Below are 24268 nucleotides of genomic sequence, written 5' to 3' on the forward strand. Positions count from 1 at the left end.
AGCTAAAAGTTTAATTTTCTAATTTAGAAATAATTAAAATTTATCAATTTGACAGGGATAAAATTGATTTCTCAGATTCCAACTATGCTAATAAATAAGAAAATAACTCCTGATCTTTGATTAACTTATAATAAACGGCTCTTCTATTTTAAGAGACTGAAGATGTTTCATCAGAATAAACTTTTTCCATTGGAATAAAGCGAATGCCATGTTCGTGAGTAAGTTCACCTGTTTCTACAAAACCAAATTTTTTATAAATATTGAAGCCATATAAACTGGATTTGACTGTAATCTTTTGATGCCCTTGATTACGAATTTTTTCTTCTAAAAAATTCCACATTTGTCGTCCATGTCCATGCCCCTGATAAGCTGGATCAAGAAAAAAGTGCATGAAGTGTGCAGGTTCCATATAGGCCACCACGCCCACAATTTTTTGATTAATTTCTCCAACAAAATAATGAATATCAGCTCGATCAAAAATGGTCTGAAGAATTTCAGGTTGAAAACGCTTGCGTCCCTCTTCACTAGAAATCAAGACATCAACAAATGGGGCAATGACGTTCGCAATTGCTAGTGTGTCCTGAACAGTGGCTTTTCTTATCTTCATCATATTTTAATACCCCAAAAGCAGAACTATAAAATGAAAAATAATTTATTTTTCTGCACGATGTATGTTTTAACATTGAGGAAAATATATACCAATTAGGTCTTATGAAAAACGCTATTCAATCAATTTTTTTCAATAATTTTTGATCTCTAATTTTTTTATAGTTTGCATTATTCAGTTTTTTTAAATTGATACTCTCGTTTTTATTTAAGAAAAAAATACATAAGTCAGTTCATCGGTTTTTTTATTTCTGTCAGCTTTTCGTCTATAAACAGTCACTAAACTATAATTTAATGAATAATTGATCACACGCATTTTACAATTAATCAACATAGTGTTTTTTAAGAAATTTTTATGATGAATTTTTAAACAGGATAAAATTCCGCAATGCAATCTGAATATAAATTATAGAGTTTCAGTAATTCATTGTAATTCATTCATTTTGCAGGGAGTATCGATGAAGTATTTTGAATGTCCAGTTTGCGAACAGCAGATCTTTTTCGCCAAATTCGTATGTGATCACTGCCTTTCTCCTATCGGCTATATCGCATCCGAAAAAGAAATGACGACATTTAAAAAGCTGAATGCTCAGGAGTGGGTTCCCGTTGCCGAGAAGTATCAATATTCCCGTTATAAACCTTGTTATAACTATACCCATCATCAGGTATGTAACTGGATGATCCCTGTAGATGACGAGGAAGATTTTTGCGAATCCTGCCAGCTGACTCATGTAATTCCAAATCTGGAAAATGCCGAAAACATGATTTACTGGTATCGGCTTGAGGAAGCCAAACGCCGTTTTCTGTATCTGACCCAACGTATGAACATTATGCCTCGTCCAAAACATTCGGATGATGATCCATTGGGTTTGCGTTTTGATTTTCTTCTTCCTGAAAAAGACAAGCCAGTACTTACCGGCCATGCCAATGGGGTGATTACCTTAAATGCCTTCGAGGCCGATGTGGTTTATCGGGAAACCACCCGGGTCAATATGGGTGAAAATTACAGGACATTATTAGGGCATTTTCGTCATGAAAGTGGGCATTTTTATTTTAATGTCATCCAGCATCTACATCCGGAATTACTCGATGAACTTCGCCATTATTTTGGAGATGAGCGGCAAAATTATAGTGAAGCACTAGAGAGGCACTATAATCAAGGTGCGCCTATCAACTGGCATGAAAAATATATTAGTCCCTATGCCACTGCACACCCGTGGGAAGATTGGGCTGAAACCTGGTCACATTATCTGCATATCATGGAAACACTGGAAACTGCATTTTATGCCGGTCTACGCGTGGAAGGTAATGGCCGAAATCTAGCCAGTATGGACTTTAAAGAATGCCCGATTGGTGGACAGGATTTTGAACATATCCTGGAAAACTGGGTCACCCTGACTTTTAATTTGAATGCCTTAAACCGCAGTATGGGTCTGGAAGATGCTTACCCCTTTAAGCTGACTGAAGCTGTGAAAGATAAACTGCGTTTCATTCATCGGCATATCTTGGATAAAGTCTTTAATAACCCACGTCTGATTCAGAACTAAAATATTTATCTAGTACAATAAATAAAGCCCGTGATTCACAGGCTTTATTTTGGGCTTATTTTAAGAAAGAGAACTAAGCAATTTTCATTGAACCGGTTTCTTCAAACTGGGCATGCCAGGACAAAGCTTCATTTAACAAATGCGGTGTTTGCCCACCATGCGCACAGGCGCGCTCAAAGTAATCATTCAGACTTTTACGATAATCGGGATGAGCACAAATATCGATAATCTTGCGGGCACGTTCACGTGGTGCCAATCCGCGCAGATCGGCCAAACCTTGCTCTGTTACCAGAATATCCACGTCATGGTCAGTATGATCTGTATGGCTCACCAGTGGAACCACAGACGAAATCGCACCACCTTTGGCATAGGATTTAGTCACAAAAATCGCAATATGTGCATGACGGGTAAAATCACCTGAGCCGCCAATACCATTCATCATCTTGGTGCCAGCGACATGGGTTGAATTCACATTCCCGTAAATATCAAACTCCAGTGCGGTATTGATTGCAATTATACCCAGACGGCGAATCAGCTCAGGGTTGTTGGAAAGTTCTTGCGGGCGTAAGACAATTTTATCTTTGTACTGATCAAAATTCTTCATCACCCGTGCCGCACATTCATCGCTCAGGGTCATGGAACAACCAGAAGCAAAGGTCATTTTTCCTGAATCGATAAGCTGGAAAGTACAGTCTTGCAGGACTTCAGAATACATTTCCAGATGGTTGAAATTAGAATGTTCAAAACCTGCAAATACGGCATTTGCCACGGAACCTACTCCGGACTGCAGCGGCCCCAGATTTTCAGGTAATCGTCCTGCGGCGACTTCATTTTCAAAGAATTGAATTAAGTGGCTGGCAATCGCCAGTGTTTCTTCATCCGGCTCATCCATTGCGAAAGAAGTATCCGGAATCTCATTAATGACAATCGCAGCAATTTTTTCAGGTGCAACATGGATTCCGATTGTACCTATCTTGTCACTGGCTTGCGTCAAAGGAATCGGACCACGGTTTGGACGGGTTTTAGGCAAATAAATATCATGTACGCCTTCTAGCACCGGATTAACTGTTGTATCAATTTCAACAATGACCCGATCTGCCATTTCGATGAAATTCGCCGAGTTTCCACAAGAACCGGTCGGAATAATCTGGCCATCTTCAGTAATGGCCGTTGCGGCAATTATAGCTACATTAATCGCCGGCAGGTTTTTATGACGGATATTGTCTGCCAGTTCAGAAAGATGCTGATCGATATACATCACTTCACCATTATTGATGGCCTGACGTAAAGAAGGATCAGCCTGATAAGGATAACGGCGGGTAATAACATTGGCCTCATTGAGTTTTCCATCAATCCGATTTCCTAAACTTGCACCTGTCGCCAGTGTGATATGGATCGGATACTGCTTTGCATATTCTGCCAGAGCTAAAGGTATAGTTTTCGCTTCACCTGCACCACCAAAACCGCTTAAACCAATCACGTCACCATCTTGAATCACTTCCAGCGCTTTTTCTACAGGTACTACTTTATCTTGTAATGCGAGCAAACGAATACGCTCTAAACCGTTCATAAAAATTCTCAAAAATTAAAAATAAAGAGACGCCTGCTCCTGGCGTACCAGAAGCATTGTGGTCTAATTCAAAAAATATTTAAGTTTGCTACTTTAAGCATATGATCATGCAATTATGAAAAGACTTAAATCAGTTCTACAGCAATCGCTGTTGCTTCCCCACCGCCAATACACAGTGCTGCAATGCCTTTCTTGCCACCAGTACGCTTTAAGGCATGAATCAAGCTCACAATAATTCGGGAACCGGAAGAACCTAGGGGATGACCAAGCGCACATGCCCCACCATTAACGTTCACTTTTGCTGGATCAAGTTTAAAAGCATCTATTGCTAACATGGTTACCATGGCAAAAGCTTCATTAATTTCCCAAAGGTCTACGTCCTGAGCATCCCAACCCGTTTTTTGCAAGACTTTTTCAATCGCGCCCACTGGTGCAATGGTGAATTCTGATGGATGCTGCGAATGGCTGGCATAGGCCACAATATTAGCCAGCGGCTTTAAGTTGCGCTGCGCGGCAATTTCACTCGAGGTAATCACCAGTGCCGAAGCACCATCAGAAATGGAGCTGGCATTTGCCGCAGTAATTGTTCCATCCTTTTTGAAAGCTGGACGTAAGGTTGGAATTTTGTCAGCCTTGGCATTTAAAGGCTGTTCATCCTGTTCTACCACGACATCGCCTTTACGGCTACTGACAGTGACCGGTACGATTTCATCTTTAAAGAAACCTTGCTGCACCGCTGTCACGGCTTTATTTAATGAGCCAATCGCATAGGCATCCTGCTGCTCACGGGTATAGCCCTTTTTATCTGCCATTTCCTGAGCAAGGATTCCCATCGACAGACCTGTTTCCGCATCTTCCAGACCTTCCTGGAACATATGGTCAATGACTTTTCCATGCCCCATACGGAATCCGGCCCGTGCCTTGTCCATTAAATAGGGTGCGTTTGACATCGATTCCATACCACCTGCAACCACAATCTCTGCTGAACCGGCCTTGATTGCGTCTGCTGCTTGCATCACCGCCTTCATGCCTGAACCACAAATTTTATTAATCGTGGTCGCCCCGGTGGAATCCGGTAGACCCGCCTGACGCATGGCCTGACGTGCCGGACCCTGTTTTAAACCGGCAGGAAGAACGCAGCCCATAATCACTTCATCAATATCATTGGCTGCCAGACCTGCACGCGCTACCGCTTCCTTGATCGCTACAGCACCCAAATCTGGTGCCGTACAGCTTGAAAGTGAGCCTTGAAAACCGCCCATTGCGGTACGTACAGCTTCTACAATTACAATCATTCTAATCTCATCCTTTAACATCATTGTTATCAACACTGCAAAGTAATAGCTCTACAGTGTTCGTCCTTCGCAATATTTGCGGGTTTAGGCCTGTGCAGTGAAATATTCTTCTGGCAATTGCATCACCAGCTCCGCACCTGCCTGAATACGTTGAATTCTCGCACTCAAATCCGGGAGTACTTTAGCAATATAGTAATTAGCCAGTACCAGTTTATTCTGGAAATAGCTTTCTTCTTTGGTAGCCGCCGCTTTACTGATACGCGCATACATATAGACGAAGCTCAACAAACCTACGGCGTGCAGATAATCAACAGCAATGGAGTTGGCGAAATCAGGATTCTGCTGAGACTGCTCAACAATAAAATTGGTAATATCTTCCAGTTGCTGACAGGTATCTAAGGTTGCCTTTTTAATCGTTAAGGCATCATCTAGACTTTGGGCAAATTCACGGATTTCTGCAATATACTCTGCAATATATGCACCTTTACATTTCGTAGTTTTACGGCCAATCAGGTCAATTGCCTGCACCCCATTGGTCCCCTCATAGATCTGTGAAATGCGCAGGTCACGGATACATTGTTCCATGCCCCATTCACGGATATAGCCATGACCACCGAAGCACATTTGTGCTTCAAGTGCAGCATCCAGTGCTTTATCGGTGAGGTAAGCTTTGGCAATAGGCGTTAATAAAGCCACACGATCAGTTGCTTTACGTACCGCCTCAGGGTCGGTGGAGTATTTGGTAATATCCAGCTGCTGGCCGACATAGACTGCGAAAGCACGAGAAGCTTCATTATTGGCACGCACATTCAGCAACATACGGCGTACATCGCCATGGACCAGAATTGAATCGGCTGGTTTTTCTGGTGATTTAGCACCGGTTGATGCACGGCCCTGTAAACGGTCGGTCGCATATTGTGCGGCATTCTGATAAGCAAATTCTGCCGCGCCAATGCCTTGAATCCCCATCGACAAACGTTCGTAGTTCATCATCACGAACATGCCCGCCAGACCTTCATTTTCATTACCCACCATATAGCCTTTGGCACCATCAAAGTTCATGACACAGGTTGCCGAGCCTTTAATACCCATCTTATGTTCGATCGAACCGGCAGCGACCGCATTGCGCTCACCGAGTGAACCATCGGCATTAACCAGGAATTTAGGGACAATAAACAGAGAAATACCGCGTGAACCTGCTGGCGCGTTTGGGGTTTTGGCCAGTACCAGGTGAATGATATTTTCACTCAGATCATGCTCACCGCTGGTAATGAAGATTTTGGTCCCGGTAATGTTGTATGAACCGTCTTGATTTGGTTCAGCCTTGGTTTTGATAATGCCCAGATCTGTCCCTGAATGCGGCTCAGTTAAACACATCGTGCCTGACCATTCACCCGTATAGAATTTTGGCAGATAGGTTTCTTTCTGTTCCTGCGAAGCACGGTCATTGATCGCCATGCCAGCTCCCACGGTTAACAGCGAGTAAAGCATGAAAGAGGGATTGGTACTCCAGATCATTTCGTCTGCAAGTACAGTCAGCATTTTTGGCATGCCCTGACCGCCCCATTCTTCAGGAGCACCCAAGCCTACCCAGCCACCTTCGGCAAACTGTCTGAACGCTTCTTTAAAGCCTGCAGGTGTTTTGACTTCACCATTACTAAACTGAGCACCACCTTCTTCATCTGCAGGGCGGTTCAGATCAAGAATCACATTCTTGGAAAACTTGGCCATCTCTTCCAGAATTGCATTTGCAGTTGCCATATCTAAATGTGCAAGATTTTCATTGTCTTGCCAAAATTGTTCGGCCTGAAACACATCATTTAAAATAAATTCCATGTCTTTTAGCGGCGCATTATAAATAGGCATTTTCACATTCCTTCACTGGTGATACTCAATCCTGTTACTGAGTATTTTTTCATTATGGATTCGAGAAAATATTTTGAGGCTTTTTGCTCGAATCCATGCATGTCATTCAAAAATCATCATGTCGAATTAATCTGGTGATGAATTCATTGACATAAATTAGCGATATAAAATTTAAAATCACAAACTTTATACCTTTGGTATTTACTGAATCCTTAAAACTTAAATCCATTAATGAATGAAAAATTTAAGCTGTTAAAATGACTCTGGCTTCACTTCGCTAAACCTTGTCTGGTCTGGGTTTAAAACGAAAATATGATTCAGCTTTATGCCCTAAAACCATAAATCAAATATATTGAAAATGGAATTTTATTTAGCAAAGTTGATCTCAAGGGTTCAATTTTCTTGACAATATTTTTAGCGCAGCTGTATATGACTTTTTTCTACAAGAAATGTTGAATAAATATACAAATTTAGATAAATATCACGACCTTAGTTTTATAGCTATACCTGTGAAAATAGCATATTCTTAGTAGGTTCCTTTTCGAAAATGATGAGTCAAGAAGATGACGACTGTAAGACAGCAGAACTTCCTTCTTCGTAAAGAGAAGATCCTGAGCATGGCGGAAAGTCTACTGCTTGATAATAATCAGGACATCACCTTGAGTGAACTTGCTGAAGAACTAGACATCGCCAAAGGAACCATCTACAAGCATTTTAAAAGCAAGAACCAGTTATATTTAGAACTCATCATTCTGAATGAAAAAAGAATTCTGGCAATTTCCGATAAATATAATAACGATATTAAAAATTATGTTTCGCAATATATGCTTTATCACATGCTCAATTCAAACCGGACTATTTTGCTGCATGTTATTGAAGAGCGTTTAACCAATAATGAAAAAAACCTGAAAGAGTTATTTCAGGAACTCTATCGTATTCGTGAAGAACGGATTATCTGCATTAAAGATATGACCCATGATTATCTGGTATCTTTAGACAGTGCCATGTCAATCCGGGATTATTTATCTTATATCTGGACAGTCACTTATGGCGCTTCATTATTATTAAATTCGACCAGTTATCAAAAAGCGATTGGTTCACGTGAACGCCTGATTAAGCTATATATTAATCAGGCATTGATGACGCCAGATAAAATATCGGCAGTTTCATAAAAAATGCCTAATCATGATTAGGCATTTTAGAATTATTTTTTAAATGGCAAATATCAAGCCATAGTTTCAGGCGGGAAGCCATCTTCAGTTAATGCCGCGATAATCTCAGATTCGCTTGCACTCGATTCAACTTCCACCATTTTGCTGACCACATCAACATCTACTTTAGCATTTTCATCCAGCTCCTGAATGGTTGCCGTCACACTACGTGCACAACCACCACAAGTCATATTTTCAATACGGAATTTCATCTTGATCTCCCTTTGATCAGTTTAAATTTGGGTTAAGCGAATTTTAATTCAAGGCTATTGATCTGCTTTGATAGCCGTATGTGCAGTTTTCCCATGTGACACACCCTGCTCAATCTGTTTCAGAATCTGACAGTCAGATTGCTCATCTCCAGCACACTGTGCAACCGATTGCTGCAAAATTTTCATCATATTTTGCATGTCCGCAATTTTCTGTTGCAGTAACTCGATATGCTTTTGCGCCAACTGTTTGACATCACTGCTGTGTCTGGCATCGTTCAGCCACAGGCCGAGCAATTCTTTCATCTGTTCAGAAGAAAAACCCAGTTCACGCGCATGCTGAATAAAACTTAAAGTCTTGATGTCATCGTCACTATAGATACGATAACCCGAATCGCTACGTTTAGGATTGGGTAATAAACCGATATCTTCATAATAACGGATCATTTTGGCCGAGATCCCGGAGCGTTTCGCGGCCTGTCCAATATTCATTACACTGCCTCCTTCAACTGGATCGGCTGATAAGTCTTTAAACGAAGCGCATTGCTGACCACAAAAACTGAGGATAATGCCATCGCGCCTGCTGCAAACATCGGTGATAACAAAATACCGAAGAATGGATACAACAGACCGGCAGCAATCGGAATCAAGGCAATATTATAGACAAAGGCCCAGAACAGGTTCTGTTTGATATTGCGCATGGTCGCCTGACTCAGGCCAATACCGGTTGCCACATGCTGTAAATTTCCAGACATCAGCACCACGTCTGCTGCTTCGATTGCGACATCCGTACCAGTTCCTATTGCCATTCCAACATCGGCCTGAGCCAAAGCAGGTGCATCATTAATCCCGTCACCGACAAAAGTGACGATGCCATGTTGCTGTTGGAGTTGGCGTACCGCATCGACTTTTTCATTAGGCAGAACTTCAGCAATGACATGATCAATCTTCAACTGTCTGGCAATGGCCTGTGCAGTATGCTGGTTATCACCGGTGATCATGGCAATCTTTAAGCCTTGATCATGTAAGGCCTGAATCGCACTATAGGTTGTGGCTTTAATCGGATCAGCCACAGCAATAATGGCAGCCAACTGCTGATCTATCGCGACATATAAAGGCGTGCGTCCCTGTTCGCCCAACTGTTGTGCCTTCTCTTTAAAAATATCGACACTTAAACCCAATTGCTGCATCAGGCGTTCAGCGCCAATATGAATTTGCTGACCTGAAACTTGAGCTTTCACGCCTGCACCAGTGATTGAATCAAAATCACTGACTTCAGGTAGTTGCAACTGTTGTGCTTTCGCAGCTTCCACAATCGCATGAGCAATGGGATGTTCGGATTTGGCTTCCACTGCTGCGACCATTTGCAATACTATTTGCTGCTCAAAACCAGATGTCACTGCAAAATCGGTTAGGGCTGGTTTCCCTTCAGTTAAGGTTCCGGTTTTATCCACCGCCACAACTCTGGTTTGCTGCAAGAGTTGCAATGCTTCGCCTTTACGGAACAAGATACCCAGCTCTGCTGCCCGGCCGGTGCCGACCATAATAGATGTTGGCGTAGCCAGGCCCATTGCACAAGGACAGGCAATAATCAGTACTGCAACAGCATTGACCAGTGCATAAGTCAGATTCGGTTCAGGACCCAACAGGAACCAGACAATAAAAGTCAAAGTCGCGAGCAGCATCACAGCCGGTACAAACCATAAGGTCACTTTATCGACTGCCGCCTGAATGGGAAGTTTTGCGCCTTGTGCCTGTTCCACCATATGAATAATCTGAGCTAGAACTGAATCTTGTCCGACTGCTGTCGCCTTGATCTGCAAGGTGCCATTCTGATTTACCGTTCCGCCAATCACCCGATCTCCAGCCTGTTTAGCCACGGCTAAAGGTTCACCGCTGATCATCGCTTCATCGATATAACTTTGACCAGAAACGACTTCACCATCAACTGCGACTTTCTCACCCGGACGAATCTCGATCAGCATGCCCTGCTGTACATCAGCAATTTTCAGATCAACCCAGGTTCCATTTTGCTGTACTCGAGCAGTTTTTGGCTGCAAGCCAACCAGATATTGAATCGCTTCAGAGGTTTTACCTTTGGCTCGAGCTTCCAGATAACGTCCCAGTAAGATCAAGGCAACAATCACAGCCGCCGCTTCGAAATACACATGTACAGTGCTTTGCGGCAATAATTGCGGAAAGAAAGTGGAAATACAGGAAAATCCATAAGCGGCTATTGTTCCCACGGCAACCAGAGAATTCATATCGGGTGCCAGTCGCAACAATGCCGGAATCCCATGCTGATAAAACCGCCGTCCTGGAATCAGCAAAACCAGAGTCGTCAGTACAAACTGGATATACCAGCTGTTTTGGGTACCTAGCGTATGTGCAATCCAGTGATGAAAAGCCGGAATCAGATGTGAACCCATTTCCAGAATAAACACCGGAACAGCCAGAATTAGTGCTAACCATAAGTCACGTTTTAGCTGTTCAGTTTCAGCGGTTTTCTTTTCCTGAAATGCCGTCTGGGCATCGGTAGCCTGTGTATCTAATTTTTCATGGGCGTTATAGCCAGCTTTTTTGACAGCAGCAATTAAAGCTGGAAGCTGACTACGCGGCGCCTTGACCGAAGCTGTTTCAGTGGCGAGATTGACGTGTGCTTCACTTACCTGATCGACTTTTAATAAAGCCTTTTCTACACGTGCCACACAGGAGGCACAGGTCATTCCTTCAATAGCCAGTTCAATTCGGTCGGTTTGAATATCAAAGCCGGCCTTTTGTACCGCCTTAACCAGTTGGGAAACAGCGAGAGGACGAATTGCAGTGACGTGAGCTTTTTCGGTTGCCAGATTAACCTGCGCATCCAGTACCTGATCGACTTTTTTCAAGGCTTTTTCAACACGAGCTACACAAGAGGCACAGGTCATGCCTTCAATATTTAAATCAAACTGCTGGATCACGGCTTCAAAACCGATTTTATTGATAGCATTGACGAGTTGCGTTGCAGGAATAGGTTGTTCACTTTTTAAAAAAGCCTGTTCAGTGGAGAGATTGACGTTCGCTTCCACCACACCTTCAATTTTCTTTAAGGCTTTTTCCACACGTGCGACACAAGAGGCACAGGTCATTCCTGAAATCTGTACCTGCTGTTCGTACAACTGTGTGGTTGCTGGTTTATTCATTCTGCACTCTCCATTCACCCATTCACTGCCTATGCTATAGCTTAAACATTACCATAATGGGAAGGTCAAGCTTCTGGTTTAAATTCTTGATCTTTCATTATATGAAGGCATAAAGTCCAATAAAAAAGCCCAAAGATGACTTCAGGCTTTTTCGAGATTTAGTGAAACTAATTTGTTAAATATTTACTCAGCAGAAATATCTTCAAAAAGAATTGAAGATAAATAGCGCTCACCACCATCTGGCAGAATCACCACGATATTTTTGCCTGCATTTTCAGGACGTGCAGCCAGTTGCGCAGCTGCAGCCATTGCAGCACCACTTGAAATACCCACCAAGATGCCTTCTTGAGTCGCAGTTTTACGTGCCCATTCCACTGCATCGCTACTAGTAATGGCAATCACTTCATCTACCAGATCCAGATCCAGGTTCTTTGGAATAAAGTTCGCGCCAATACCCTGAATTTTATGTGGTCCTGGAGTGAGTGTCTCACCACGTTTTGCCTGACCAATAATGGCAGATTCAGCAGGCTCTACAGCAACTGAATAAATCGGCTTGTTTTTCACTTTTTCAAAAAAGCGTGAAATACCGGTAATCGTACCGCCTGTACCTACACCCGCTACCAGAATATCGACATTACCTGCAGTCGCTTCCCAGATTTCAGGACCGGTCGTCTCTTCATGGATTTTTGGGTTAGCTGGATTTTCAAACTGTTGTGGCAGGTAATACAGTTCAGGATTTTCATTCACCAGACGTTGTGCTTCTTCCACCGCGCCTTTCATGCCTTTGGCTGGATCTGTCAGTACTAAATTAGCACCTAATGCTTTCACCACTTTACGGCGTTCAATACTCATGCTGGATGGCATGGTTAAGGTAATATCATAGCCTTTAGCCGCTGCTACAAATGCCAGCGCAATACCGGTATTACCACTGGTTGGCTCAACAATGTGCATGCCCGGCTTCAATTTACCTGACTTTTCTGCATCAGCAATCAAGGCTGCGCCAATACGGCATTTCACCGAAAATGCCGGGTTACGGCTTTCAATTTTCGCAAGTACAGTCGCTCCGCCTGAAATGGCACGATTGATACGAACCAGAGGGGTATTACCAATTGCCTCTGCATTATTGCTATAAACCGCGATACCTAAATTGGCAGGTGTTGGAAAAGCTGAATCTGTAGTCATTAGAATATCCTTGATGTTATTCGCCAAGATGTATTTACATGATACAAGCATTTTCCGGCTTTGTAGATGCCTGAAACAAGATGGAATCACGATAGCAGTTTGAAATGAAACATCTTCTTCCTAAAAAACCGGAACACGATAAAATTATCTTATATTTTAATTAGTAAATTATAACTATTCTTGATAACACAATTCATTAAAAACCATAGTAATTCACGCTTTCTATCCATCAATTCACGCTGTTCGAGTCGTATAATTCGCGGGCTGTAATTGTATAAATGGACATAGTAAATGAAAACCGATCTTGAAATTGCCGCGATGCGGGATTCAGCTCAACAGGTTGTCGGTATTTTAAAGTTAATGGCCAATACGGACCGACTGCTCATTTTATGTCATCTCTCCCAAAATGAACTGAATGTCTCTCAAATTGAAGAGATTACCGACATCAGACAGCCAACCCTGTCTCAGCAGCTCATGATTTTGCGTAAAAGCGATGCGGTAAATACCCGTCGAGACGGTAAACAGATCTATTATTCGATCAAAGACCAGAACCTGGTAGAAATGTTAAAAAAGCTTTATCAAATCTACTGTGTAAATCAAGCAGTCGCTTAAAGCTGCAATTTACCTCATTCGTCCTGTTTTATTTTAAAGCGATCTGCCTGATTTAAATTTTCTTTACTGAGAGTTTTAAGTCTTTTGCCTTGATCCTTTGTCCCCTCATTCATTTTTTAAAATGTGAATGATCACCTATTTATATCCTAAGACTTCTTAGCAGAATTTGTGCATAATATATCTATATTTGTGATTTAGACCTGTATATGCCAAATTTTAAGTCTAGACTGCTCAATAGACTCCCTGCCTGGTCATGGTTAAGTCAGTACAGCCCAGTGAAATTAAAATCAGATGTACTGGCTGCCCTGATTGTCGTCGCGATGCTGGTACCCCAAGGGATGGCCTATGCCATGCTGGCAGGTTTGCCACCGATTATGGGACTCTATGCCAGTATTCTACCAATGATCATTTATGCCTTATTGGGCGGCAGTACGACCTTATCGATTGGACCAGTAGCCATCATTTCCATGATGACCTTTGCCACACTGAATCCATTATTTGAAGTGGGTTCTCCGGTCTATATTGAAGCGGCAACTTTATTGGCATTGATGGTCGGCATTATTTCCCTGCTTTTAGGTGTATTCCGTTTCGGCTTTTTAATTCAGCTGATCAGCCATCCGGTCATTCAAAGTTTTATTATTGCTTCGGCTCTATTGATTGCTTTTGGTCAGTTCAAGTTTCTGGTGGATTTACCTTTAAAAGCCAATAATATTCCCGAGCTGGTGAAAAGCCTGATTGAATATTTACCACTTTTGCATCTCCCGAGTCTGATCTTTGGCCTGCTTTCTATCTGTTTACTGGTTTATCTGCCGAAACTATTAAAATCTCAAGCAGTACAAAGCCGGATCGGTTCGACTGATTTTCTGGTTCGAGCAGTTCCACTGATTCTGGTTTTTCTCGGTATTGCAGCCGTTCTGTTTTTAGACTTAAAAGTTCAGGGCATTAAAACGGTCGGTGAAATTCCTTCTGGCTTTCCGCCCTTGTCTTTCCCACACTGGAACTGGGAGCTGGTGATGACCTTATTACCGGGTGCCAGCATGATTGCCATGATCAGTTTTGTGGAATCTCTCTCTATTGCTCAGGCAACAGCGCTACAGCAGCGTAGCAATTTAAATAGCAACCAAGAACTGATTGCGCTCGGTGTAGCCAATATCAGTGCCGGAATCAGTTCCGCCTTTCCTGTAACCGGTAGTCTGTCACGTACTGTGGTGAATGCTGACGCTGGCGCCAAAACACCTTTGGCTGGCGTATTGTCTTCTTTATTGATTGTCGTGGTTAGTCTGTTTTTTACCAGCTTCTTTGAGGATCTGCCGCTGACCATTCTGGCTGCAACCATTATTGTGTCTATCTGGAAACTGGTCAATTTCCAGCCTTTCGTCGATGCCTGGCGTTATTCCAAAGCTGATGGCATTGCCATGTGGATTACTTTTTTTGGTGTGGTATTACTGGATATTACTACCGGTCTAATCGTCGGGATTATTTCGACCTTTATTCTTATGCTATGGCGCATCAGCCGCCCTCATATTGCAGTCGTGGGTCTGGTGGAAGGCACCCAGCATTTCCGGAATATCCAGCGTCATCAGGTGATGACTTCTGATCGGGTTCTATCTCTGCGTATTGATGAAAACCTAAGTTTTTTAAATGCGCATACTCTTAAAGGTTATCTGATTAATCAGTTAAGTTTAAATGACAAGTTAGAGCATGTGATTTTGAACTGCTCTAGTATTAGTGCGATTGACTTGAGTGCTTTGGAAACGCTGGAAGAGCTCAATGCTGAATTATCCAAACTAAATATTCGCCTGCACTTTGCAGAAGTGAAAGGCCCGGTATTCGACCGCTTGCAAGCCTCCAAACTCATGACACATTTGAGTGGACGGATTTATCTAACCCATTTTCAGGCAATTCAGGATCTGGCTCCGGAAATCTTCGAGAAGCCTCAACATTATATGATTTAAGATTTTTTAATTCCTTGCATGATAGACATGCTGTCATGCAAAGAATTGAACTGAAACATAACTGGAAATGATTGATTTAAATTCTATATTCATTTAAAAAATAAAGATTAAAAACCAATCAGTAAATCTGGCTATTTCTAAGAATTTTGTATGGAAATAATACGATCAAGATAAAAAATCATCTTAATTATTTATTAATTTTCAGTCACTTAAATATTATCTAAAAATATATTTTAAGCGATCCTTAATTTAAGTATAAAATAACGCAAATTTTTTTCGCATTTAGCCCTCGTAATTTTCACAAGGCAACCTTATGTTTTCTGCCCTATCGCGTCTGAGTTTAGTCTCCCGAATCATCATCGCCATTATTCTAGGCGTTGGTGTGGCTCTGTTATTTCCTGAAGCTGCACCTTCCTTAAGCCTGTTGGGTGATCTGTTTATTAAGGCACTAAAATCCGTCGCGCCAGTTCTGGTTTTCATTCTGGTTCTTGCATCAATTGCAAATTTCCAGGTTGGCCAGACCAATTCAACGATAAGACCTATTATGCTGATGTATGCTGTCGGCATGTTCCTGGCAGCATTAAGCGCTGTGATCGCCAGTATTTTATTTCCAAGCACATTGTTCCTGGATATTGCAGCGCAAGGTGATTTACAGCCGCCAGGCAGCCTAGGTGAAATTCTCAAAAATCTGGTGCTGAGCTTTGTAGCGAACCCGGTGGTTGCCATTGCTGAAGCGAATTTTATTGGAATTCTGGCATGGTCAATTGCGTTAGGAATTGCCTTCCGTCATGCATCACACACAACTAAAACCTGTTTAAATGACGCTGCCAATGCCATCAATTATGTAATTCGTCTGGTGATCAGCTTTGCGCCAGTGGGTATTTTTGGTCTGGTTGCCGTGACTTTTGCTGAAGCGGGCCTAGATACCTTGACCAGCTATGCGCATTTATTAGCTGTTCTGCTGGGTACCATGGTATTTGTAGCCTTGGTGATTAACCCGTTAATGGTCGGTTTCATTACCCGTCGTAATCCGTATCCACTGGTCTTTACCTGCTTACGTGAAAGTGGCATTACTGCGTTCTTTACCCGCAGTTCTGCTGCCAATATTCCAGTAAACCTGGACTTGGCAAAACGCTTAGGTGTGAAAGAGACTACTTCAAGCGTAGCGATTCCTTTAGGTGCAGCAATTAACATGGCCGGCGCATCAGTGACGATTACCGTGTTGTCTTTAGCTGCAGTAAATACTTTAGGTGTTAATGTTGACTTCACTACTATGCTAATTCTTTCTATCGTAGCGACTGTGTCTGCGTGTGGTGCTTCAGGTGTGGCTGGTGGTTCACTATTGCTAATTCCCGTGGCTTGTGGCCTGTTCGGGATTTCTTCAGATATCGCAATGCAAGTGGTGGCAATTGGTATGGTGATCAGTGTATTGCAGGACTCTACCGAGACTGCACTCAACTCATCTACCGATGTTTTATTTACAACAGCAGTAGACCGCGCTACAGATTGATTTTATATTGAAGAATCAAGATGTTTTTCTAATGATATTGCCATGCCATTACAGCGTTTACCATCGTGGGTTCAATTGGGTGCATTCTTCCTTGCGGTAAATGCCGGAATGATTAATGTATTAGGACTGGTGACCGTGTTGCATCAGTCCGTTTCACATATGACCGGTAACGTCAGTATGCTGGCGATGGCGCTGCTGGACTGGCAACCACGCCAGATTTTGTATCTGATTCTGGTTACGCTCTGTTATGTGATTGGCTCGATGTATAGCGGGCTGATTTTAGGAAATAGTCACTTTCGCTTGGGACGCCTGTATGGTTATCCTTTAAGCCTGGTGGCTTTTTTTATATTCATTTGCTGGCTGTTATTGCCCTATTTCCCGCGTTATGCCTTGTTATGGGCCTGTGTCGCGATGGGTGTACAAAATGCCATGGTCAGCCACTATAAAGGTGCGATTATCCGGACCACCCATTTGTCTGGTGTACTGACCGATTTAGGTCTGGCTATGGGCTATCGCCTGCGTGGTCTGGTAGTAGAATCTCGTAAAGTGATCCTGCATATGCTGATTCTGGCCGGCTTTTTGGTGGGTGGCATACTTGCCAGCTGGATTTATCCTTATTTAAAATTAAATGCATTCCTGGTCCCTACAGTGTTAAGCCTGCTGCTTAGCCTGACCTATTGGGTGATCTATTTACGTTATCGACATCAACACGACTAATTTCTGGAAACTCTCATGGTTAAAAATGCATTACAGGCACAATTGTTAAAGGCAGGCCTGGTCGATAATAAAAAAGCCAAAAAACTGTCTAAACAGGCTGTACATGAAAAGCGCACAGGCGACAGTAAAGAAGCCGAAATCAAGGCCAAGATTGAACAGGACAAACAGGAAAAGCTGGCTAAAGACCAAGCCATTGAACAAGCGAAAAAAGCCCAGTTGCAGGAAAAAGAACTCAAAGCTGCCATCATGCAGATGATTAATCAGCATAAAATCCGCGATACGGATGGCGAAATTAGTTATCAGTTTATTGATGACAGCAAGATCAAGAAAGTTTATATCAACCAGCAGATTTATAATGCACTGGTCGCTGGCAGTCTGGTGATTGCACGTGAAAATGAGAGTTATGCCTTCCTGCCTAAAGCTCTGGCGGATCGCATCAATTCGAAAATGGAAGGCTTTATCATTGTGAATAATTCAGAGAAAAATGAAGAAACCACTGATGAAGAAGACCCATATGCAGCTTATGTGATTCCTGATGATTTAATGTGGTAAACACATTTTCCTTAAAAGGAAAGCATAAATAAAAAACCGGCATATTTGCCGGTTTTTTTAATCTGTTTCATTAAGTCTATGTCAGCTTGCCTTTTACATACTCTTGTTTTAATAGATAGCAAATTTCACTCAATTTAAATCTTATTTGGAAACTTCAGATTTCATATAAAGAGCCTTAAATGAAAGCGCTAATAACTAAAATTTAGTCTGTAAATATGCAATAAATCCCTCAATTTTCTTAATCACGTATAAGCAGATATGCAAAGGACTCACGTTATTTTGTTGAGCTTTTTCTACTCTATACTTTGCTCTTTCTAAGAGTGCTATTACATAATGTATAGAGCTTTTAAGAATTTTTTTCGGATCTTTTTTTGAATACAAGTAACAATCAATTTTTTCAAAAGATTCATCATTAACCACTATCTCCAATATAGTGTTATTGATCTCATGACTTATTGATTGCTCAATATGTTCCAGTTCATAGGAATGTAGAGCTGGTGCTATAACTATTTGAAGATTTTTCATTTTTAATGATTAAGATTATATGATTTTAATCCTAGCACTATCGTAAGTATATAAAATGTAAAATAAACATTAAGTTATGTCGAATTAACATAATTAAACGCTATATTAAATTCTTTAATTCACTTTGACATTTTTAATTTTTTAAAGTTAGAAAAAATACAAGCTAGGCTGTTCTATCAATTTTTCACGTTTCCTAGCCATTAACCAATCAATTTCCATTGATCTATTTAATCTGAATTAACCTGAAGGAAAAAATAAATGCCTGAATAGTGATTAAGTTCGCATCCTCTAAGAAAGATATGTTTTAAAAGGTTATCCAAGATTAAAAAATTGCGTTTAAACCTATAAACTCTAACAAATTTTTTGAGTTAAAGAGAAAGATCAGTTGGAACAGTTTAATTTTATTCAGAATATTCGAGATTGGGCCGATCAGTACCCTTGGCTGGAAATGTTATCTTCACTGAGTATTGTGATTTTACTGGCCATCCTTGCCAATGTGTTTGCCAAACAGATTGTCGTACGTGGCATCCGTCAACTGATTTCCAAAATGCCCTTTGCCAATAATCAGATTTTTGCTGAACATAGCGTGATACGCCGGATTTCCAATATTGTTCCAGCAGTCGTGATCATGAACGGGATTACCACAGTTCCACATTTATCCGACAAGGTACAAACTTTTGTACAAATGGGTGCTCAGGCATTTATTTTCCTGACCATTGCTCTGGCGCTCGGTGAATTACTGAATATCTTTAACCTGATTTATCAGCGCAATCCCAAGTCACGCAACAAGCCGATTAAAGGTTATTTACAGCTGGTTAAGCTGATCATCTTCATTGTTTGTGGCTTGATGATTTTAGGCACTTTCCTGAAAAAAGATGTATTCACCTTGCTCGCTGGCTTTGGTGCGATGGCCGCTGTCCTGATGCTGGTCTTTCAAAATACGATTCTGTCACTGGTCGCTTCGGTTCAGATTTCATCTTATGACATGGTACGTATTGGTGACTGGATTGAAATGCCGACCCTGAATGCCGATGGTGATGTCATTGATATGTCATTACATACCGTGACTGTGCAGAACTTTGACAAAACTGTGACCACGATTCCGACCAATAAACTGGTGACTGATACCTTCAAAAACTGGCGCGGCATGCAGGAGGCGGGTGCACGCCGGATCAAACGTTCAATTCATATTGATCAAACCAGCGTGCATTTTATGACGGCTGAAGAACAGAACAAACTGAAAAATTTCATCCTGCTGGATCAATATCTGAATACCAAATCAGAAGAACTAGAGAAGTTTAACCAGCAGCTCCAGCATCATTCACAATACAACCAGCGCCGTCTGACCAATTTAGGGACATTCCGTGCTTATCTGGAATTTTATCTACAACAGCATCCTGGCATTGCCAAAGATTTCTCATTGATGGTGCGTCAGTTACAACCGACCAGCGAAGGTTTGCCACTGGAAATTTATGCTTTCACCAATACGACGGTTTGGGCAGAGTATGAAAATATCCAGTCAGATATCATGGACCATATTCTGGCGATTATTCCAGAATTTGGATTGAAGGTGTATCAGGCGCCTTCTGGGAGTGATTTTAAGGAATCTTTTAACGCGAGTTCTTCATCTCCGATTATTACTTAAACTAACCTCTCAACTTAAGCCTGAAATAATCTCTTATTTCGGGCTTTTTTATTCAGTATTTAAAGCGAATTCAGGCTCTTATTTTTAGTCTTTACTTTAGCTGGCATAAATCTGGCATGAGTTTCTGCTATGCAACCTAAAGTTTGATTTAGTTAAACATTTGTGGCAATTTCACTCAAATTCAGGCTTCAAAAAGCAGAATCCTTTATAATCTTCGCAAAGAAAATACATGATAAGAGTACGTGAATGTTTCGATGGCTTGAACGGCTGGTAGATCCCTATCCCACCAAAAACCTGAATCAACCTTTACCCACCAGGTTTTTCCCCTTTGTCTGGCAGGCAGCCTATGGGGTACGCCGTTATTTGCTGATTCTAGTATTGTGTACCGCAGGTGCAGCCAGTTTTGAGGCCTTACTGTATTCGAAAATTGGCGATCTGGTGAACTGGTTGAGTCAAAGTCAGCCAGAGACTTTTTTAGATCAACATGCCAGCAATCTGACCTTATTGAGTATTATCTTGCTTGCCAATATCCTGTTTGCCAGTGCCCAGTCCCTGATCAAGCATCAGATTTTATACAGTAATTTCCCAATGCGTCTGCGTTGGCGTTTCCATAACTTATTGCTCAAACAAAGCCTAGACTTCTTCCATAATGACTTCGCCGGACGCTTATCGGCCAAAGTCATGCAAACGGCGCTGGCGATCCGGGAATTCTGGGTCATTTTAGGAGATATGCTGGCCTATGTGCTGATTTATTTCGTCACGATTAATATTGTTTTGGGTGCCATTTCCCCCTTACTCATCCTGCCGCTTATGGTCTGGCTATTACTGTTTATCTGTGCTGCCTGCTATTTCATTCCAAGATTAAGCAAGATTTCGTCCTTACAAGCGGATGCACGTGCAGTCATGACCGGACGTGTGACTGATGCCTATACCAATATTCAGACCGTAAAACTGTTTGCGCATGCAGGTCGTGAAAGCCAGTATGCCAAATCCTCCATGCAGGAATTTATGGTTACGGTATATAAACAGATGCGGCTGGGCGCTCAATACGAAATCAGCATTCTGATGCTGAGCGTTGTGCTGTATGCAGGTGTGCTGGGAACTGCGATCTGGCTCTGGATGCAAGGTCAGGCGCAGCTCGGGATTATTGCAGCCACTACAGCAATGGTATTAAAGCTGAATAGTATTGCTGAGTTTATGATGTGGCAGACCTCTGCCCTGTTTGAAAATGTCGGTACCATTCAAGATGGGATGAAAACTCTGGGCCGTCGGATCAATATTCAAGACAAAGAAGATGCGAAAGAACTGGAGCTAAAACACGGTGAGATTAAATTCGATAATGTCACTTTTGCCTATAATGAAAAACCGGTCATTGACCAGTTTAATCTGACCATTCGCCCAGGTGAAAAAATCGGGATCGTGGGGCGTTCTGGAGCTGGTAAATCGACCCTGATTCAATTGCTATTGCATTTCTATCATCTGAATCAGGGCCGTATTCTGATTGATGGCCAGGATATTGCCGATGTCACTCAGGACAGCCTGCGTAAAAATATTGCGCTGGTCACTCAGGATACGTCTTTACTGCATCGTACTGTAGCTGAAAATATCAAATACGGTCGTCCGGATGCAACTGATGAAGAGATGTTTGAAGCTGTACGCAAGGCTAAAGCAGAAGAATTTATTCCGAATTTGACTGATTTGCGTGGCCGTAGAGGCTATGACGCCTATGTAGGTGAACGTGGCGTGAAGCTTTCTGGTGGACAGCGCCAACGTATTGCCATTTCCCGGGTATTCCTGAAAGATGCACCGATTCTAATTCTGGATGAAGCCACAAGTGCTCTGGATTCTGAAGTTGAAGCGGCTATTCAGAATAGTCTGGATGATTTGATGCAAGGTAAAACGGTTATTGCCATTGCGCATCGTCTTTCTACCATTGCGCAAATGGACCGTCTGATTGTGATGGATCAAGGGAAAATCGCTGAGCAAGGTACGCATGATGAACTGGTTGCCTTAAACGGGATTTATGCGCAGTTATGGCAACGTCAAACAGGCGGTTTCTTGGTACAGCAACATACTAAAACTGACAACTTGCATGAAGCATAATTGCTCTCTATCCAGTAGTAGCTGACATCTACAACAGAAACCGAAGCATTCTATTTGAGTCACTTGAATAGTAATGCTTTGGTTTCCTTTTATGGGAATATCATCTACTCCAAGAGTATTTTTTTATTCTAGATTTTTCGAAAAACAGCTCTATTCTGAACTAGAAGAAATCTGTAGCCTTAAAATTAAATCCCTAAAACATCTCTGGTTTACATTGATTTCCAACTTTAAATTAGGCTACTCTGCTTGAAGTTGATTGAAATCTTATTGTGGAAATTGCCGCAGCTTTGTCCAACAATTTTTATCAAGAAAATGGCTTTTTCATGCCAATATGAAGTGAAAATAAAAAAATTTGAATGAGTGCAACGGATCGCGCATGAAAACAATAGCTCCACGCCAAGACCAAGGTATTCCAGGTGTATACGGTCTCTTGCTTCTCGATGTCATTTCCCGCTGGGGGTATAATAATGAGTCGCTTTTTAAGCCTTTTGGCCTGACCAGTGAACAGTTGGCAGATCCTGATTATCGTATTCCGACATCAGTGGCCAATGAACTGGTCAAGCATGCCCTGAAGCTCACTGGTGAACCGACACTGGGTTATCACTTAGGTACCCAGATGCGGATTTCGATTCATGGCTTTATCGGTTATGCCATCATGACGGCGAATAATATTACCGAAGCTCTGGTGCTGGCGAACCGATTCATTCAGTTACGTTTACCCTTCCTGCAGCTATTTTTCTCGACCTTTGGCGCTAAGGCAACCGTACAGCTGCAAACTGATATTCAGCTGGAACCGCTTCGCACCGAAATTTCAATTGCCCTGATGATTGGCCTGATCAGTATGGCCAAAGCCATTACCGGGGTTAACGATGCAACCGGTGAAATCGACTTTGATTTCAAAAAACCGGAAGGTTTTGAGCGCTTCATGGCGAAATTTCCTACGCATCAGTTCCGTTTTGAACAGCCGCATTTAATTTTAAGTTTTGATAAAAGCTACCTGATGAACAAGCTGGTACATGCTGATCCAATTGCCAGCCAGATTGCGATTAACCAATGTGAAGCCGAATTATCTGCTTTAGGTGAACGGCATCGGATTGCCATGCGGGTGCGGGATATTCTGACTCATTCCGAACAGCATTATCTGAGTATTGAAAGCGTAGCTGAACGGCTGCATATGTCAGATCGAACCTTAAAGCGTCAGTTGGCCGCTGAAGGTACTTCTTTTTCGACGCTGGTGGATGAAGTGCGCTACCGGCATGCCACTTCCTTATTATCCCGTACAGACTTTACTCTGGAGCAGATCGCTGATGAACTTGGCTATAGTGATGTGGCGAATTTTAGTCGGGCGTTTAAGCGCTGGAGTGGTCGTAGCCCGAGCAACTGGCGTAAAGATCCTTATTTATAAGCACGGATAAACCTTTTGTTTTGACCAAAAAGAATGTATAAAACATATCAAAAATGATCTTAAGATTTTTAGGGAGTTATCAATGAATCATCCTTCAGAATTAAAGTACGCAAGTACACATGAATGGGTACGCATTGAGGGTGATCTTGTTGTGACCGGTATTTCCGACCATGCACAGGATGCATTAGGTGATCTGGTTTATGTAGAAGCACCAGATCTTGACTCACATATTACTGCGGGCGAACAGGCTGGCGTGGTTGAATCAGTAAAAACCGCTTCTGATATTCATGCACCTGTCTCTGGTACAGTGGTTGAAATCAATGCTGCGCTTGAAGATGATCCTGACTTCATTAATGATGACCCGTATGGCAAAGGCTGGATCTATAAAATCAAACCGGACAATATGGCAGATGTAGAAAAGCTATTGTCTAATACAGAATATGAAGCTGGCCTATAAGCTACTTTGATTTAGTATGGAAAAATAAGAATCAGCCTGCGGGCTGATTTTTTTATGCATTGAAAACTTCGTATTTAAAGCTCACCATCAAATACAATGTATTTATATCGGAATTTTAT

The 24268-nt window shown here is 42.0% G+C and carries 20 protein-coding genes; 11 read left to right on the forward strand and 9 right to left on the reverse strand.

Features of this window, described 5'->3' with window-relative positions; all coding sequences use genetic code 11:
• Positions 1–148: 148 nt before the first annotated feature.
• Positions 149–607: a GNAT family N-acetyltransferase gene (locus tag O4M77_RS07530; protein ID WP_323714095.1), complete on the reverse strand. Its 459-nt coding sequence runs from the start codon at positions 605–607 to the stop codon at positions 149–151.
• A gap of 457 nt (positions 608–1064) precedes the next feature.
• Here O4M77_RS07530 and O4M77_RS07535 point away from each other — a divergent pair, with 457 nt between their 5' ends.
• The gene (locus O4M77_RS07535; protein ID WP_159122920.1) at positions 1065–2153 is read left to right on the forward strand and encodes a zinc-binding metallopeptidase family protein; all 1089 of its coding nucleotides are present in this window, start codon (positions 1065–1067) and stop codon (positions 2151–2153) included.
• A 73-nt stretch (positions 2154–2226) separates the two neighbouring features.
• On the opposite strand, the gene O4M77_RS07540 is transcribed toward O4M77_RS07535, so the two are convergent.
• From O4M77_RS07540 to O4M77_RS07550, 3 genes are all read right to left on the reverse strand, one after another.
• On the reverse strand, positions 2227–3723 hold the full coding sequence (locus O4M77_RS07540) for a succinate CoA transferase (protein WP_323713272.1): 1497 nt from the start codon (positions 3721–3723) through the stop codon (positions 2227–2229).
• A 125-nt stretch (positions 3724–3848) separates the two neighbouring features.
• Complete coding sequence (locus O4M77_RS07545; RefSeq protein WP_312209483.1) at positions 3849–5024, reverse strand: thiolase family protein; 1176 nt, start codon at positions 5022–5024, stop codon at positions 3849–3851.
• Positions 5025–5102: 78 nt separating this feature from the next.
• Positions 5103–6884, reverse strand: a complete 1782-nt coding sequence (locus O4M77_RS07550) for an acyl-CoA dehydrogenase C-terminal domain-containing protein (protein WP_323713273.1) — start codon at positions 6882–6884, stop codon at positions 5103–5105.
• Positions 6885–7447: 563 nt separating this feature from the next.
• On the opposite strand from O4M77_RS07550, the gene O4M77_RS07555 reads away from it, so the two are divergent.
• A complete protein-coding gene (locus O4M77_RS07555; protein WP_323713274.1) occupies positions 7448–8056 on the forward strand; it encodes a TetR/AcrR family transcriptional regulator in 609 nt (202 codons plus the stop codon).
• 53 nt (positions 8057–8109) lie between these two features.
• On the opposite strand, the gene O4M77_RS07560 is transcribed toward O4M77_RS07555, so the two are convergent.
• The 4 genes from O4M77_RS07560 to cysK all read right to left on the reverse strand — a co-directional run bounded on the left by O4M77_RS07560 (position 8110) and on the right by cysK (position 12668).
• Positions 8110–8307, reverse strand: a complete 198-nt coding sequence (locus tag O4M77_RS07560) for a heavy-metal-associated domain-containing protein (RefSeq protein ID WP_034704558.1) — start codon at positions 8305–8307, stop codon at positions 8110–8112.
• A gap of 54 nt (positions 8308–8361) precedes the next feature.
• Positions 8362–8796, reverse strand: coding sequence for a Cu(I)-responsive transcriptional regulator (gene cueR, locus O4M77_RS07565; protein WP_159122916.1), 435 nt, complete (start codon positions 8794–8796; stop codon positions 8362–8364).
• Positions 8796–11486: a heavy metal translocating P-type ATPase gene (locus O4M77_RS07570; RefSeq protein ID WP_179992605.1), complete on the reverse strand. Its 2691-nt coding sequence runs from the start codon at positions 11484–11486 to the stop codon at positions 8796–8798. The genes cueR and O4M77_RS07570 overlap by 1 nt, the downstream gene beginning before the upstream one ends.
• A gap of 183 nt (positions 11487–11669) precedes the next feature.
• Positions 11670–12668 carry a cysteine synthase A gene (gene cysK / locus O4M77_RS07575; RefSeq protein ID WP_159122914.1) on the reverse strand — a complete coding sequence of 333 codons (999 nt, stop codon included), beginning with the start codon at positions 12666–12668 and terminating at the stop codon, positions 11670–11672.
• 291 nt (positions 12669–12959) lie between these two features.
• On the opposite strand from cysK, the gene O4M77_RS07580 reads away from it, so the two are divergent.
• The 5 genes from O4M77_RS07580 (at position 12960) to O4M77_RS07600 (ending at position 18014) form a co-directional block, all read left to right on the forward strand.
• Positions 12960–13280 carry an ArsR/SmtB family transcription factor gene (locus O4M77_RS07580; RefSeq protein ID WP_104426093.1) on the forward strand — a complete coding sequence of 107 codons (321 nt, stop codon included), beginning with the start codon at positions 12960–12962 and terminating at the stop codon, positions 13278–13280.
• A gap of 206 nt (positions 13281–13486) precedes the next feature.
• Positions 13487–15235 (forward strand): SulP family inorganic anion transporter, encoded by a 1749-nt coding sequence (locus tag O4M77_RS07585; RefSeq protein WP_323713275.1) that lies wholly within the window; start codon positions 13487–13489, stop codon positions 15233–15235.
• Between the two features lie 313 nt (positions 15236–15548).
• Entirely contained in the window at positions 15549–16745 is a 1197-nt protein-coding gene (gene sstT, locus O4M77_RS07590) for a serine/threonine transporter SstT (protein ID WP_004785593.1), read from the forward strand.
• A 42-nt stretch (positions 16746–16787) separates the two neighbouring features.
• A complete protein-coding gene (locus O4M77_RS07595) occupies positions 16788–17462 on the forward strand; it encodes a YoaK family protein (RefSeq protein ID WP_104426089.1) in 675 nt (224 codons plus the stop codon).
• Between the two features lie 15 nt (positions 17463–17477).
• A complete protein-coding gene (locus O4M77_RS07600) occupies positions 17478–18014 on the forward strand; it encodes a DUF2058 domain-containing protein (protein ID WP_104426088.1) in 537 nt (178 codons plus the stop codon).
• A 195-nt stretch (positions 18015–18209) separates the two neighbouring features.
• Here the strand turns inward: O4M77_RS07600 and O4M77_RS07605 are convergent, their stop codons facing one another.
• Complete coding sequence (locus O4M77_RS07605; RefSeq protein ID WP_257227194.1) at positions 18210–18539, reverse strand: hypothetical protein; 330 nt, start codon at positions 18537–18539, stop codon at positions 18210–18212.
• A 385-nt stretch (positions 18540–18924) separates the two neighbouring features.
• Here O4M77_RS07605 and O4M77_RS07610 point away from each other — a divergent pair, with 385 nt between their 5' ends.
• From O4M77_RS07610 to gcvH, 4 genes are all read left to right on the forward strand, one after another.
• Complete coding sequence (locus O4M77_RS07610; protein WP_175967720.1) at positions 18925–20184, forward strand: mechanosensitive ion channel family protein; 1260 nt, start codon at positions 18925–18927, stop codon at positions 20182–20184.
• 246 nt (positions 20185–20430) lie between these two features.
• Positions 20431–22287, forward strand: a complete 1857-nt coding sequence (locus O4M77_RS07615; RefSeq protein ID WP_323713276.1) for an ABC transporter ATP-binding protein — start codon at positions 20431–20433, stop codon at positions 22285–22287.
• A gap of 376 nt (positions 22288–22663) precedes the next feature.
• Positions 22664–23692, forward strand: a complete 1029-nt coding sequence (locus O4M77_RS07620) for an AraC family transcriptional regulator (RefSeq protein ID WP_313482804.1) — start codon at positions 22664–22666, stop codon at positions 23690–23692.
• Between the two features lie 82 nt (positions 23693–23774).
• Positions 23775–24149: a glycine cleavage system protein GcvH gene (gcvH, locus tag O4M77_RS07625; protein WP_104426083.1), complete on the forward strand. Its 375-nt coding sequence runs from the start codon at positions 23775–23777 to the stop codon at positions 24147–24149.
• The last annotated feature ends 119 nt before the right edge of the window (positions 24150–24268 follow it).

Origin of the sequence: Acinetobacter sp. YWS30-1, assembly GCF_033558715.1 — a bacterium.
In the GTDB taxonomy this organism is placed as follows: Bacteria; Pseudomonadota; Gammaproteobacteria; order Pseudomonadales; family Moraxellaceae; genus Acinetobacter.

Bases quoted from the DNA above. Each gene is read 5' to 3' on its own strand.
- O4M77_RS07595 (WP_104426089.1), top strand. From the start codon at position 16,788: ATGCCATTACAGCGTTTACCATCGTGGGTTCAATTGGGTGCATTCTTC.
- O4M77_RS07555 (WP_323713274.1), top strand. From the start codon at position 7,448: ATGACGACTGTAAGACAGCAGAACTTCCTTCTTCGTAAAGAGAAGATC.
- O4M77_RS07535 (WP_159122920.1), top strand. From the start codon at position 1,065: ATGAAGTATTTTGAATGTCCAGTTTGCGAACAGCAGATCTTTTTCGCC.
- O4M77_RS07530 (WP_323714095.1), bottom strand. From the start codon at position 607: ATGAAGATAAGAAAAGCCACTGTTCAGGACACACTAGCAATTGCGAAC.
- O4M77_RS07605 (WP_257227194.1), bottom strand. From the start codon at position 18,539: ATGAAAAATCTTCAAATAGTTATAGCACCAGCTCTACATTCCTATGAA.
- O4M77_RS07560 (WP_034704558.1), bottom strand. From the start codon at position 8,307: ATGAAATTCCGTATTGAAAATATGACTTGTGGTGGTTGTGCACGTAGT.
- sstT (WP_004785593.1), top strand. From the start codon at position 15,549: ATGTTTTCTGCCCTATCGCGTCTGAGTTTAGTCTCCCGAATCATCATC.
- O4M77_RS07550 (WP_323713273.1), bottom strand. From the start codon at position 6,884: ATGCCTATTTATAATGCGCCGCTAAAAGACATGGAATTTATTTTAAAT.
- O4M77_RS07620 (WP_313482804.1), top strand. From the start codon at position 22,664: ATGAAAACAATAGCTCCACGCCAAGACCAAGGTATTCCAGGTGTATAC.
- O4M77_RS07580 (WP_104426093.1), top strand. From the start codon at position 12,960: ATGAAAACCGATCTTGAAATTGCCGCGATGCGGGATTCAGCTCAACAG.
- gcvH (WP_104426083.1), top strand. From the start codon at position 23,775: ATGAATCATCCTTCAGAATTAAAGTACGCAAGTACACATGAATGGGTA.
- cysK (WP_159122914.1), bottom strand. From the start codon at position 12,668: ATGACTACAGATTCAGCTTTTCCAACACCTGCCAATTTAGGTATCGCG.
- O4M77_RS07585 (WP_323713275.1), top strand. From the start codon at position 13,487: ATGCCAAATTTTAAGTCTAGACTGCTCAATAGACTCCCTGCCTGGTCA.
- cueR (WP_159122916.1), bottom strand. From the start codon at position 8,796: ATGAATATTGGACAGGCCGCGAAACGCTCCGGGATCTCGGCCAAAATG.
- O4M77_RS07570 (WP_179992605.1), bottom strand. From the start codon at position 11,486: ATGAATAAACCAGCAACCACACAGTTGTACGAACAGCAGGTACAGATT.
- O4M77_RS07600 (WP_104426088.1), top strand. From the start codon at position 17,478: ATGGTTAAAAATGCATTACAGGCACAATTGTTAAAGGCAGGCCTGGTC.
- O4M77_RS07540 (WP_323713272.1), bottom strand. From the start codon at position 3,723: ATGAACGGTTTAGAGCGTATTCGTTTGCTCGCATTACAAGATAAAGTA.
- O4M77_RS07615 (WP_323713276.1), top strand. From the start codon at position 20,431: ATGTTTCGATGGCTTGAACGGCTGGTAGATCCCTATCCCACCAAAAAC.